This is a genomic window from Occallatibacter sp., from assembly GCF_049802275.1.
GTDB lineage: Bacteria > Acidobacteriota > Terriglobia > Terriglobales > Acidobacteriaceae > Telmatobacter.
On sequence record NZ_JBARMD010000706.1, the window covers coordinates 1 to 11,974 of the forward strand.

The 11,974-nt window shown below is 57.4% G+C and carries 12 protein-coding genes; 6 read left to right on the forward strand and 6 right to left on the reverse strand.

All coding sequences use genetic code 11. The features are described 5' to 3' along the window. Together WA354_RS23725 and WA354_RS23730 are read right to left on the reverse strand one after the other, a co-directional pair. Positions 1–948 (reverse strand): NAD(P)/FAD-dependent oxidoreductase (locus WA354_RS23725; RefSeq protein WP_472815501.1); only part of this gene is annotated, 948 nt, incomplete at its 3' end. Further along, positions 948–1,907 (reverse strand): proline racemase family protein, encoded by a 960-nt coding sequence (locus tag WA354_RS23730; protein ID WP_472815502.1) that lies wholly within the window; start codon positions 1,905–1,907, stop codon positions 948–950. The genes WA354_RS23730 and WA354_RS23725, both read right to left, overlap by 1 nt. Positions 1,908–1,984: 77 nt before the next feature. On the opposite strand from WA354_RS23730, the gene WA354_RS23735 reads away from it, so the two are divergent. Next, positions 1,985–2,254: a (2Fe-2S)-binding protein gene (locus WA354_RS23735; protein ID WP_472815503.1), complete on the forward strand. Its 270-nt coding sequence runs from the start codon at positions 1,985–1,987 to the stop codon at positions 2,252–2,254. Continuing rightward, positions 2,251–3,525 carry an FAD-dependent oxidoreductase gene (locus WA354_RS23740; protein WP_472815504.1) on the forward strand — a complete coding sequence of 425 codons (1,275 nt, stop codon included), beginning with the start codon at positions 2,251–2,253 and terminating at the stop codon, positions 3,523–3,525. Before WA354_RS23735 ends, WA354_RS23740 begins: the two co-directional genes overlap by 4 nt. A gap of 35 nt (positions 3,526–3,560) precedes the next feature. On the opposite strand, the gene dinB is transcribed toward WA354_RS23740, so the two are convergent. Genes dinB through WA354_RS23755 form a run of 3 tightly spaced genes read right to left on the reverse strand, consistent with a single transcriptional unit; the run spans position 3,561 to position 6,195 of the window. Then, positions 3,561–4,628 carry a DNA polymerase IV gene (gene dinB / locus WA354_RS23745; RefSeq protein ID WP_472815505.1) on the reverse strand — a complete coding sequence of 356 codons (1,068 nt, stop codon included), beginning with the start codon at positions 4,626–4,628 and terminating at the stop codon, positions 3,561–3,563. A 48-nt stretch (positions 4,629–4,676) separates the two neighbouring features. Further along, positions 4,677–4,916, reverse strand: a complete 240-nt coding sequence (locus WA354_RS23750; RefSeq protein ID WP_472815506.1) for a DUF5597 domain-containing protein — start codon at positions 4,914–4,916, stop codon at positions 4,677–4,679. Next, positions 4,906–6,195, reverse strand: coding sequence for an SGNH/GDSL hydrolase family protein (locus WA354_RS23755; protein WP_472815507.1), 1,290 nt, complete (start codon positions 6,193–6,195; stop codon positions 4,906–4,908). Before WA354_RS23755 ends, WA354_RS23750 begins: the two co-directional genes overlap by 11 nt. Before the next feature lie 49 nt (positions 6,196–6,244). On the opposite strand from WA354_RS23755, the gene WA354_RS23760 reads away from it, so the two are divergent. Next, positions 6,245–7,780 (forward strand): glucuronyl esterase domain-containing protein, encoded by a 1,536-nt coding sequence (locus WA354_RS23760; RefSeq protein WP_472815508.1) that lies wholly within the window; start codon positions 6,245–6,247, stop codon positions 7,778–7,780. A 54-nt stretch (positions 7,781–7,834) separates the two neighbouring features. Here WA354_RS23760 and WA354_RS23765 read toward each other — a convergent pair whose 3' ends face one another. Continuing rightward, on the reverse strand, positions 7,835–9,382 hold the full coding sequence (locus WA354_RS23765) for a malectin domain-containing carbohydrate-binding protein (RefSeq protein WP_472815509.1): 1,548 nt from the start codon (positions 9,380–9,382) through the stop codon (positions 7,835–7,837). 407 nt (positions 9,383–9,789) lie between these two features. Between WA354_RS23765 and WA354_RS23770 the strand changes: the two genes are divergently transcribed. From WA354_RS23770 to WA354_RS23780, 3 genes are all read left to right on the forward strand, one after another. Next, positions 9,790–10,545, forward strand: a complete 756-nt coding sequence (locus WA354_RS23770; protein WP_472815510.1) for a tetratricopeptide repeat protein — start codon at positions 9,790–9,792, stop codon at positions 10,543–10,545. A gap of 274 nt (positions 10,546–10,819) precedes the next feature. Further along, on the forward strand, positions 10,820–11,293 hold the full coding sequence (locus tag WA354_RS23775; RefSeq protein WP_472815511.1) for a MarR family transcriptional regulator: 474 nt from the start codon (positions 10,820–10,822) through the stop codon (positions 11,291–11,293). Beyond that, a partial coding sequence (locus WA354_RS23780; protein ID WP_472815512.1) for a chloride channel protein occupies positions 11,290–11,974 on the forward strand: 685 nt, incomplete at its 3' end. The genes WA354_RS23775 and WA354_RS23780, both read left to right, overlap by 4 nt.

The window sequence follows — 11,974 nt, forward strand, 5'->3', positions numbered from 1 at the left end:
CAGTGGAAGCTTATCCGGCGTGGCTGCTCGGAACCCGGTCCAAACGCGCACCGCATTCAACGAACCAATAGACGGCATATAGACGGCAGCTCGCTGCAGCATTGCACTCAAGACCCTCTGGTTAATATTTGAAGTCTCATCGCCGTACTGACGCGAAGAGCCAATCAGAATCTGGCCTGTCTTTCGCGGCTGAACGTTAAATGCCACGGAGTCGGATGCAATGGAATGGGCGCTCTTCAGATATCCAAGCTCAACCAGCTGATGGCGCACATAGCCCGGATAGCGATCGGTGATCACCAGGTGCCCCTTGCGTTTCTTGATTGGAATTTCGCCGCCGAGTTCTGGCGCCCACGCTCCGGTTGCATTGATCGCGTAGGGAGCGGCCAATTCCTGCCCGTCATCGAGCAACACTCGTCCATCCCGCATCTCAATCGCATTGCTTCCAGGCAGCAGAGCAACGCCGAGCTCCTTAGCTAGCTCAATAAGGTGGAGCGCAGCCGTTGGAGGATAGATGACAGCGTCCTCAGGAACAAGCAGAGCGCCGACAAGTCCTGTCCCGATGTTCGGCTCCATTTCCGCAAGTTCATCCGCCGTCAGAAGGCGCCCAGGAACGTTGCGCTCGCGGTAGTACTTCAGCTTCCTCTCCGCTTCCGCCATTTCTTCGTCATCAGCGGCCAGCCAGAGTGTCCCCGGCGTCTCATATTCAACATTGGCAGGGAGCTTGCGTGCAAGTTCAGACCATAACAGCTGCGAGTACCGGGTTAGCACAAACTGCGCCTCGGAATCGTCCATGACAACGATGTGGCCCATGCCGGCCGCCGTAGCGCCTCCGCCGATAACATCGCGCTCCATCAGCGCAACGCGCATTCCCGCTTGTGCACAGGCCAACGCCGTGGCAGCTCCAACAATACCTCCACCAACGATTACAGCATCGAAGGAGGGCTGCATTATGAGCCGATTCCGGCGCGGAATGGGTCTTTCAAATCGAAGACGAGTGTACTTTCCGCCGTCACAAACGCTGAACCGGTGATGGAAGGAATGACTGCTCCCTTCTCGAGACGAACGCGCCCCTCAAACACCGTGCCAAGTATTCCTTCCTGACGCCAGGCATCGCCCGGCGCAAGTTTTCCAGCGGCAACAAGGCAGGCCATCTTCGCGCTTGTGCCGGTTCCGCAGGGCGAGCGGTCGTAGGCCTTCCCGGGACAAAGTACAAAATTGCGACTGTGGTTCGCAGGGTCGTGCGGTGGAGTGAAGAGCTCGATATGGTCGATCTCTGCCCCATTGGCGCCGGTAATTCCGCTCGCCTTGAGTTGAGTGCGAATGCTCCACGTGAGTTCCGTCAGTGCATCAACGTTTGCCAATTCGAGCGGCAGGCCATGATGTTCAACCAGAAAAAACCAATTACCACCCCAGGCTATATCTCCTGTTACGGTTCCAACTTCGGGCACATTCACCTTTGCTGCCGCTGCGTAGCGATATGCCGGAACATTCTCGATGCTGACGTCATTCGATGAGTGGAGGTCGATTCTCACTTTGCCAACCGGCGTTTGCAGAACGTGAATGCCTGGCTGAACTCGCCCCATATGTGCCAGGGTGGCTGCGACACCGATGGTGCCGTGGCCGCACATTCCGAGATAACCAACGTTGTTGAAGAAGACCACGGCGGCAACACAATCTGAAGAATCCGGCTCCAACAGCCATGCACCCACAACTACATCGGAGCCGCGCGGCTCGCATAGAATGGCGCGGCGCGTCCAATCGTGGTGGCTCTTCAACCGCGCCATGCGTTCCTGCAACGATCCCTTGCCAAGGTCGGGTCCACCCGAGAGAATGCAGCGCGTCGGCTCGCCCGCGGTATGCGAGTCTATCACTTCGATTTTCCGGGAAAGGGCCGGCTCGCCGTTCATGGGTTCCTTCAATGAGATTTGTGTGCTTCTTGCGCAGTATACAAAATGAATTACAATCAACGTCTCTCGGGACTTCGATGCACGGATCGATCTCCGCACAAAGCGCAAATCCGACCATCCCTCTCACAATTAATGGGAGCACGGTGCGTGTAGCGCAAGGCACCAGCGTTGCAGCGGCGCTCTTGCAAGCAGGTGTCGCCGCGCACACCTCGGTCTCGGGAGAGCCGCGAACTCCTCTCTGCGCCATGGGCATCTGCATGGAGTGTTGCGCCACGGTCAACGGTGTTCAACATGTGCGCACCTGCCAGCTTGTTGTGCAGCCGGGAATGGAAGTGGTGACCGGATGACCGGCTTCGATGTAGTTGTAATCGGCGCCGGGCCTGCCGGCATGGCAGCGGCTACAGCGGCCGCCCAGCACAGCGCCGCAGTTTGTCTTGTCGACGACAACGCAGCATGTGGTGGACAGATCTGGCGCGGAGAGGAGGGGCGAGAGAATCAGCATTCGTCCACTGGCAGGTTCGCTCAACTGCGAAAAGCCCTGGAGAGCGGACGGGTTGCATTGCGCTGCGGGGCTTACGTCGTAGCATTCCCATCGTCGGATTGGTTGCGTCTAGAGACTTCCGGCGGATTTGAAGATATCGGTTACCGGCGACTGATCCTGGCCACCGGAGCGCGGGAGCGTTTTCTGCCATTCCCCGGCTGGACATTGCAGGGCGTAATGGGAGCGGGCGGGCTTCAGGCGATGGTGAAGGCGGGCCTGCCCATCCATGGCAAGCGGGTGGTGCTTTCGGGCAGCGGCCCTCTGCTGCTGGCCGTTGCTGCCAATCTTGCGAGAAACGGCGCACGCGTCCTCGGCATCTTTGAGCAAGCCGCACTCGCGCAAATCGCAAAATTCGGCGTTCAACTTCTCGGCCATCCCGGCAAATTGCGCGAGGGCGCACGTCTTCGTGCTGCAACACGCTACGCACCGTATCGAACGGGTTCGTGGGTTGTCGCGGCTCATGGTGATCATTCGCTGCACTCAGTAACCGTTTCACTCAATCCGACCGTACGCACCATCGACTGCGATTATCTTGGTTGCGGATTCCACCTCGTTCCGAACCTCGAGCTGCCGCGCCTGCTGCAGTGTCAGATTCAATCCGGCTACGTGTGCGTGAATGAATCGCAGGAAACATCCGTCAATGGCGTATATTGCGTCGGCGAACCTACCGGCGTCGGCGGTCTGGAAAAGGCATTGTGCGAAGGTGAAATCGCAGGCCTGGCATCCACCGGACGTCCAATCGCCCATCTCTCAAAACGGCGCGATCGATATGTGCGATTTGCAAAGCAGCTTGATGCGGCATTCAAGCTCAGGCCCGAGCTGAACCAGCTCACCACCCAGGACACTTTTGTTTGCCGCTGCGAAGATGTGCCCAGGCACGCTCTGGAATCCATGCATTCATGGCGCGAAGCCAAGCTCCATACTCGTTGCGGCATGGGACCGTGTCAGGGGCGCATTTGTGGCCCGGCTACGGAATTCCTGTTTGGATGGAGCTCCGCGCACCCTCGACCGCCTGTGTTTCCGGCTCGCGTATCCACCCTTGCCGCTCCAGCCGACCACACGCGCCTGAATGCTTGAAATAAGAAAATCAGCTCAACCAGCCATCGCCGCATTCACTGAAAGAGCAAATCCTCTGGCGGATCGACCATTGGATCGCGGAAATTCGCCAACCCGACTCCCACCAGCCGGAATCTCTGTCCCGGTTCCATCCGTACTTTCTCTCTGAGCGCAAGAGCGATGTTGGTGAGTTCGTCGCATGAGGCAACGGGCGAGGCTGGCGTTTGGCTTCGGCTAAGAACGCTGAACTCTGCCGTCTTCAACTTCAAGACGATGGTGCGAGCCGTCCTCGACTCCTTGCGCGATGCCTGCCACACTTTCTCTGCGAGTCGCTTGATAATCTCGTCGGTTTCATTCAGCAGGATATCGGATTCGAATGTATCCTCCGCCGAGATCGATTGCGTTGGCCGATTGGGTTCGACCGGGTTGTTGTCTACGCCCAGTGCCAATTCGTGTAGACGCACGCCATATCGCCCGAATCGATCCTGGAGAATTGCGATATCAACTTTGCGAATGTCCCCCACTGTTCGCACTCCGATTTCCGCGAGCCTCTTTGCCGTGACCTTGCCCACGCCGGGCAACCGATCTACAGCAAGTGGTGTAAGAAATGCGATCGCCTCCTGCGGCTTGATCACAAACAACCCGTCGGGCTTTCGCCAGTCAGAGGCGATCTTCGCCAGAAATTTGTTCGGCGCCACTCCGGCAGAGGCAGTCAGATTAACGTCCTGTCGAATCTGCTCGCGGATCATTTGAGCAACCTGCGTCGCACTTGAAAGACCGGTCCTGTTCTCTGTGACATCGAGGTAAGCCTCGTCCAGCGAGAGCGGCTCCACCAGGGCAGTGTGGCGCAGAAATATCTCGCGCACACTCTTGGATACTGCCCGATAGCGAGGAAAATCAGGAGGGACAAAGACCGCGTGCGGGCACAATCGTTCGGCCTGCACAGCCGGCATCGCAGACCGGATACCAAATTTCCGCGCTTCATACGATGCGGCGCAAACCACGGATCGCTTTCCGCGCCAGGCTACGACGACAGGCACGCCTCGCAGCTTCTCATCGTCGCGCTGCTCGACGGATGCGTAGAACGCATCCATGTCCACGTGAATGATTTTGCGCGCTTCCATGCGACTGACTTGTTCTCGTGATTCTGCGAGCAGGCTCGCCGCACGGCATTAGCGTTCCGAAGCCGGCCGGGCGACCGCGTACAGCTTTACATGATAGATCCGCATCTGGTGAGGATCCATCGAAAGCTGACGGCCCTGGTTGCTCTGGTCTCCGTTCAGCCGTCGCTGCGTCATCCAGTCCCCATTTGCGGTACGGCTCACTTCTTCAATGCTCGCGATGCCGCTGAGCTTGCTGTCTGTGTCTGGATCCCGCGCAAATGACTTAGTCTCCCGTGTTTCAGTTTGCATGTTCAAACAGACTCAGTGGAATGGCATTGCCCATAGCCTTATATCCGGCGGGGGATGGATGCAGGTGATCGCCGCAATCATACGCCGGTAAAAGCTGATCCGGATGCTGCGGATCACGAACTATGCTGTCGAAATCAATCACCGCATCGAAATTTCCGTTGGCGCGAATCCAGCGGTTCACAGCCTGCCTGTCCGCTTCGCTCAGCGGCCCGGGATGGTAGTAGCTTGAACCCACATAAGGCGTGATCGTCGCCCCAAACACGCGCAACCCATGCGCATGTGCGCGCACAATGATCTGCTGATACGCCGCAATCACTCGATGAACGAGCGCCACGTGCTGTGCCGCAGACACTTCGCCATCCCGCGCCAAGCCGCCCAAATCGTTAACGCCCTCGAACACGATCACCCAGCGAACGCCAGTCGGGGCAAGTACGTCGCGATCGAAGCGCGCCAATGCATTCGGCCCGAGTCCGTCCGTCAGCAGATGATTGCCACCGATGCCTTGGTTCGATACGCCGATATTGCGCGATATTGCCGAGCCCTGCAGCCTGCTCGCCAGTACATCCGTCCAGCGATCGTTTCCATTCGTGGTTGCACCATGTCCGTCGGTGATGGAATCGCCCAGGACAACCACCGCTGCAGCACCTGCTGAAGCCTGCACATCAATCTCAGAGACTTGGTACCAGTGATCCACTTGCTTTGGCTCATGTAGTGCGGCTGCACTCACCTGGTCGCCATGCACGTAATACGATGTCGCCCGAGACCCCGGATGCCCTGTCTCCCGCGCGGGTGGCGACTGCAAATGGAACGTAATCGCGAGATCAGAAAGCGGCGTCACGGCGTAATCCAGGGAATCCGAGACTACCTCCGCTCCAGGCGGAATCACGGCTTCTGGACTACCTGCAAAGCTCAGCGGTCGATCGCTAGCCGGATCGATTCCGGACGTCGCCGGTGAAACGGGCCGGCCGATGTGCACGGACGAAATATGGAGCGCTTCCGTTCCGAACGCATTCGAAAGATGCACGCGCAGCGCGGATCCCCCTGCCGACAAATGAAAAACCTGCCGCACCGTCGCATCGGTGAGGTCGTCCGCAGATAGCGCATTCTGCGGTTCCGGTATTTGCTGCGAAGCTCCCCAACTCGCCACCCAAACCGGCGTCATCGCTGCATGTTGAGCCTGCGACCAGGCTGCCAGGCAATTCAGAAGCGCGATTGATAAGAGAAACGCAAAGAAAGCTAGTTTTCGTTTGATGGCGGAACGTTTAATATGGACCCCCAACTGAATCTTCGCGAAAAACGTTCAAAGCATAACATCAGGGAGCAGCTTCTTGACCAACATCAAGTATTCTTCTGTACCTCTTTTTCTCCTGGTTGCAATTTGCGCAATCAGTTCCAGTTTCGCAATTGCTCAAAGTCAGGCTCCGCAGCCGGGCCCGTATACATCCGAGCAAGACCAGCAGAACATGATGGGTCAGCTTGGCATCAAGGCCCTGCGCCCTGGCCCGAGCGGCGATGAAAAAGCGCCGAACCACGCCAACTACGATGAGTCGAAGGCCAATCCATACCCTAATCTGCCTGACCCACTAACCATGAACGACGGTCAGAAAGTAACGACATCCGCAATGTGGTGGGACAAACGCCGCCCCGAAATCGTCGAGATGTTCTCGAAGTACGTTTACGGCCGAGTTCCAAGCAACGTCCCCAAGGTGAAGTGGACAGTCAACACCGTTGACCACGAGATGCTCGGCTTCACGCCGGTTATCGCCAAAGATATTGAGGGTGTTGTCGATAATTCCTCGTACCCAACAATCGACGTTCACATTCACATGATGCTGGTATTGCCGGCTCGCGCCAAAGGCCCGGCTCCGGTGCTGATGATGTTTGGCCGCGCCGCTTTCCCAAATCCCAACGAACCCTCCGCCGGCGATCTCGACAAGGTCAACAAGGCGTGGCAGTCTCTGCTCATCCAGCAGGATCCGTCGCTGAAGCAGGTCTTCGAGCAGCATCCGGCATGGCAGCTTGTGAAGGCCACTCCGTTCCAATTCCCGCAGTTGAATGAAGATGGAGGCCTGCCGAACACATGGCAACTTGTCGCGGCAGGCTGGGGGTTCGTGCTTTTCGATCCAGCCAGTGTTCAGGCCGATGACGGCGGAGGCCTGACGCGGGGAATTATCGGCCTCGTGAATAAGGGACAGCCGCGCAAGCCCGAAGACTGGGGCGCGTTGCGCGCGTGGGCTTGGGGAGCCGGTCGCGGTCTGGACTATCTGGGGATCGATCCCGCAGTCGATGCGAAGCATGTTGGCATTGAAGGCGTCTCTCGCTATGGCAAGGCTGCGCTCGTCACCATGGCATTCGATCAGCGATTCGCCATCGTGCTCGTTGGGTCGTCGGGCAAGGGGGGCGCCACCTTGCTTCGCCGAAACTTCGGCGAAGCAGTCGAGAGCCTTACCGGTGGTGAGTATTACTGGATGGCCGGCAACTTCATGAAGTACGGGGCTTCCGAAGCCTCATTTGGAAGCATGACCCCTGCAGATATTCCCGTCGATTCGAATGAACTGATTGCACTTTGCGCGCCCCGATTGACCTTCATCAGCTACGGAATCCCGGCGAAGGGCGACGCCAACTGGCTCGATCACAAAGGCAGCTTTATGGCGGCAGTGGATGCAAGCCGAGTGTTCGTATTACTTGGCGCCCAGGGTCTCGCAGTCGAAGGCGATTACCATACGGCGCAGATGCCTCCGGTCAATACCGATCTACTTGACGGCCAGCTTGCCTGGCGCCAGCACGATGGAGGTCACACCGACGCGCCGAACATGAAATATTTCATCGAGTGGGCAGACAAGTTCATCGGCCATACGCCCTGACTGTGATCTGCGATTGAGGCATCATTCGACAGCGCGGTCCCACCCTGCAGAAGACTACTGCGGAAGCACTTCGAGGCCAACAACGGTTGCATATCCCTTGACCGGCTCAAACGTCAGGAGCAGTTTCCCCTGGGCATTCGGCTCGAGCCCGCTGAATTTCCGGGTTACGCCATCCGTCTCGCGCGCTTCTTTCGTGAGGTCGAAATTCTGCAGCAGCACCTTGCCGTTGCAGAACACGTTGAAGACGTGCTCCATCTCTTTCCCTTTGCTCTGGGAGTTCAACAGCTCTCCTGGACTGTCATGGCGTGCCGCGAAATAGAGCGTCAGCACATATCTTCCCGGTGTCACAGGAATTGCATAGGAAAAGTTGCCCCATCGCTCAGATTCGAATAACTCCGGATCATCGGTTCCTGTAACCGTCGCGGAATATGTAGTGAGTTGTCCCCCTTCGAAGTAGTTATCCGGACTCCACCAGTGGCTGTCATTGGAGTAGTATGGCGTTTGCCTCGCCAGAATGCGCACCGGACGCATGTGGCCTTGAAACCCAGGCAGGATTTCGATTGCCGAAAGCGTCGCCTGCTTCCCCTCTTCCCCGGCAAACTCCAGGTGAAGCAAGCCGTCTGACGCCGCCGTTATACCTGAAAAAACCTTGGTATCGGCCGCCAGGCTCCCTCCGGCATCCGCCACGATATCGAAATCGCTGAGAAGTGTCTTGCCATTCGCACGAATCGTCATGATCCGGCTGCCCTCACCGCCAGCTCCCCCCGATTCAGGACCGAATACCGTCTCAGCAAAGTGAAGGCGCAGTTCGTAGATCCCTTTCGGAAGCGGAATGTCGTACCGGAACTCTCCTTGCCGGCTGCTGCGATAGAACCATGGATCCTGTGTGCGTGCGACGTGTGGAATCGAGCTTCGTATTGCCGCGCCTCCCGTAAACCCGTAATCCGCGCTCCAAAGCTTTCCGGCATGATCCACGAGACTTCTGCTGCTGCCGGCCAGAATTCGAATCTCGTGCCCCACTGGCGGTCCAATAAGCGAATCGGGCCCCTGGCTCTGGATTTCGATTGCCGTCGCCACCGGTGGCGAAACGTTCTGCCTGCGAATCCGCATCCATGAATAAACAAGTCCGTAGCTTAAAACAAGCAGGCCGATGATACTCGCGACCCACCAGCGATATGCCTCCCAGCGCTTTTTTTGCTGGCTCGCCGTCTTCGCGGATAAGTCCGCATTTTCGCCGGCACCCTGTACCCTCGGAGCCTGAACAGGGCTTTCGACTGCGGGAGTGCGCACACGTGCCTCGAAGCGTGGCACGTATTGTCCTACAGGTATTGTTATGTGCAGCGCGTGGGATGAGCCTTCTCCCGCGTAATACTCCGCCAGTCTCTTCCGCAGCCGGTTAGCCTCGACCCTCACAATGGAATCAGAATCCTGATCGAAAGATTCTCTGCGCTGAAAGACCTCCAACGCAATCGAATACTCCTTGATCTGATTTGATTCCCCGGCGAAGAACTTCTCGCAGAGATACGACAGAAGCTTGGCGAGTTTAGGGGCACGAACGAACTCCTTCGACTCGAGCAGGGTTGCAAGCTCCGCCCTTTCCATTTCACGTTCGGCCGTCTCCACACTTCCTGTCATCTTTTGCGCGACGCTTTCACCCGCAACTAACTGCTATTGAGATTCGAATGCACAGCCATATTAGTTCCACTTAATTGTTGCTGTCTGGATTTAACGGTGTAGGTAGCGGGCCTTGCACCGTATGTAACGGTGTTAACCTCAGCCCCGAACCCCGAAAACTTCGCCCGATCTCCGACGGCCCTCCGGTGTAAGTTGCTTACGAAAGAGGAACCTGCGGCGAATCTCAATACGTGTAACCGCGATGCAACGGGTAAGTAGCAGGTATAGCGTTGTTGTCTTGCGCCGCTCGTCGTTTACTTGGTTTCGACGTTGAGCAGATCGCAGGGCCGACCGAGCCAAACAAGCGAGATGCTCCCCGTGAAGGAGGAAAGACCATGAGCACTTTCACGATGAAGCTGATTGTAGCCAGCCTTGCTATCTGCGTCGCACCCTTGATCAGGGCAGAGACTTCTCTGGATCTCCCCAAGAATGACGAGATCGTAAAATCCGCAGAGAGTAAAGGTGACTTGGAGCGCGTCCACAACAACTACCTGATGGCAATCTCCTATTACCAGCAAGCACTGCGGGTTAATCCTCGAGACCCGAACCTGCTGAACAAGCTTGGAATCTCCGAACTGAAACTGGGCGACCGGGGTCAGGCGAAGAAGTACTTCAGCCGGGCTCTGAAGGCCGATCCTAAAAACATCTCGGCGCTCAACAACCTCGGCGCCGTCGCTTACCTGGATAAAAAGTACAAAACCGCGGTCAAATACCTGAAACAGGCGCTCGAACTCGACGAATCCAGTGCGCCGGCCCATCTCAATCTTGCCGAATCCTGGATGGGCCTGAATCAAATAGAACGAGCTATGACGGAATATGCGCGGGCGATCGAACTGGATGCCGACATTCTGAGTGAAAGCCAAACCGGCATCTCTGCCCGTGTCAGCACCCCGGCACAGCGAGCTGCCGTGGATTATCTGATCGCCAAGGCCTATGCCAAACGCGGCAACTCCGAGGGCGCCCTCGAATACTTGAAACGCGCCAAGGCAGAGCACTTCGCCGACCTCAACAGGGTCTACAAGGACCAGGAGTTTGCATCGCTTTGGGTGGACCCGCGCCTGCAGACCATCGTTAAGCGGCAAACAAACTAACTTTTGGTTTGCGTTGCGCCTCGCAGTGTTTCACCGCTGCGAGGCGCAGCAACGTTCGAAATGGATTCGCCATGCGTTATCTGCCGTAATTTCGGCGCGCCACCCCAGCATGTGACTCTGATCAATGTAATCGCGAGGAACAGATCCTATATTCTCGCTGACGGTGCCGGTCTCAGTCCTCAGTCCAAACGTCGTTCACAGGTCCTCAGATCTCAGTGGGGAGTCGCACGGTTCCAAACTTGCACGATCAGTAATATCGTGTCACGATATATATATGGAAGATGAACCCGCAACACCCGGTCCGGATTTACTGCTCAGGACGCTAGCTGAGTTTCGCTATGAGCTGCGCCGCTTTCTGCACTTCAGCGAATGCGCCGCTCTGGATGCGGGATTGCAACCACAGCAACATCAGCTTCTTCTTCAGGTGGCAGGTGCACCACAAGATACAGCTGTAACGATCTCGTACGCGGCCGAGCGGCTTGGGCTGAAACACAACAGTGCTGTGGAACTCGTCGATCGTTCAGAGCGCGAAGGTCTGCTGGAACGCGGGGTTGATGCCGATGACAAAAGGCGAGCAATTTTGCGAGTCACGCACAGAGGCAAACTGGTTCTTGGTCGGCTCGCAGGTGACCATGCGAAAGAACTGAACGAGTTGGCTCCACGGCTGACAAAGGCGTTGAAACACATATCCTTCAATACGCACAGATCAAGCCATACGCACCGAGCGAACTGCGCGGTAGTTCGATGAGGTCTCGACCGTCCTCGTCGCGGGACTTCACTGTGGATCGGCGGGTGTGGCTTCTAACGAGTGTGGCGCTGTTGATCGGCGCTGGCGCAGCAGGGCTGGCTGTTCTGTTGTTGCGAGCGATCGCTCTCGCGACAAACATCTTCTACTACCATCGATTGAGTATGGCTCTGGTCGCGCCTTCGGGATCCCCGCTTTCGCATTGGGTGATGCCCCTTGTACCGGTTCTGGGCGGACTCCTGGTGGGACTCATGGCGCAATACGGGTCAGACAAAATACGCGGGCATGGGATCCCGGAGGCAATCGAAGCGATTCTGCTCCGTGGCGCGCGTGTTGATCCCAAGGTGGCGTTGCTGAAGCCTCTTTCCGCGGCTGTTGCTATCGGGTCAGGAGGACCGTTCGGTGCGGAAGGGCCGATTATTATGACGGGCGGTGCCTTCGGCTCGCTGGTTGCGCAGTGGCTCCATCTTTCGGATGCTGAACGAACAACGTTGCTGGTGGCTGGCGCCGCCGCGGGTATGTCTGCAACGTTTGCCGCGCCGATCGCTGCGATTCTGCTCGCTGTCGAACTGCTGCTGTTCGAGTGGCGGCCGCGTTCGCTGGTGCCGGTCGCAATGGCAAGCGTGGTCGCTGCGGCACTACGCGTTTATTGGCACGGGGCGGGGCCACTGTTTCCGGTCGAAC

What these genes read in the sequence shown, in the direction of transcription:
- WA354_RS23730 (WP_472815502.1), bottom strand. Translation starts at nt 1,907, where the DNA reads ATGAACGGCGAGCCGGCCCTTTCCCGGAAAATCGAAGTGATAGACTCG.
- WA354_RS23735 (WP_472815503.1), top strand. Translation starts at nt 1,985, where the DNA reads ATGCACGGATCGATCTCCGCACAAAGCGCAAATCCGACCATCCCTCTC.
- WA354_RS23740 (WP_472815504.1), top strand. Translation starts at nt 2,251, where the DNA reads ATGACCGGCTTCGATGTAGTTGTAATCGGCGCCGGGCCTGCCGGCATG.
- dinB (WP_472815505.1), bottom strand. Translation starts at nt 4,628, where the DNA reads ATGGAAGCGCGCAAAATCATTCACGTGGACATGGATGCGTTCTACGCA.
- WA354_RS23750 (WP_472815506.1), bottom strand. Translation starts at nt 4,916, where the DNA reads ATGCAAACTGAAACACGGGAGACTAAGTCATTTGCGCGGGATCCAGAC.
- WA354_RS23765 (WP_472815509.1), bottom strand. Translation starts at nt 9,382, where the DNA reads ATGGAAAGGGCGGAGCTTGCAACCCTGCTCGAGTCGAAGGAGTTCGTT.
- WA354_RS23770 (WP_472815510.1), top strand. Translation starts at nt 9,790, where the DNA reads ATGAGCACTTTCACGATGAAGCTGATTGTAGCCAGCCTTGCTATCTGC.
- WA354_RS23775 (WP_472815511.1), top strand. Translation starts at nt 10,820, where the DNA reads ATGGAAGATGAACCCGCAACACCCGGTCCGGATTTACTGCTCAGGACG.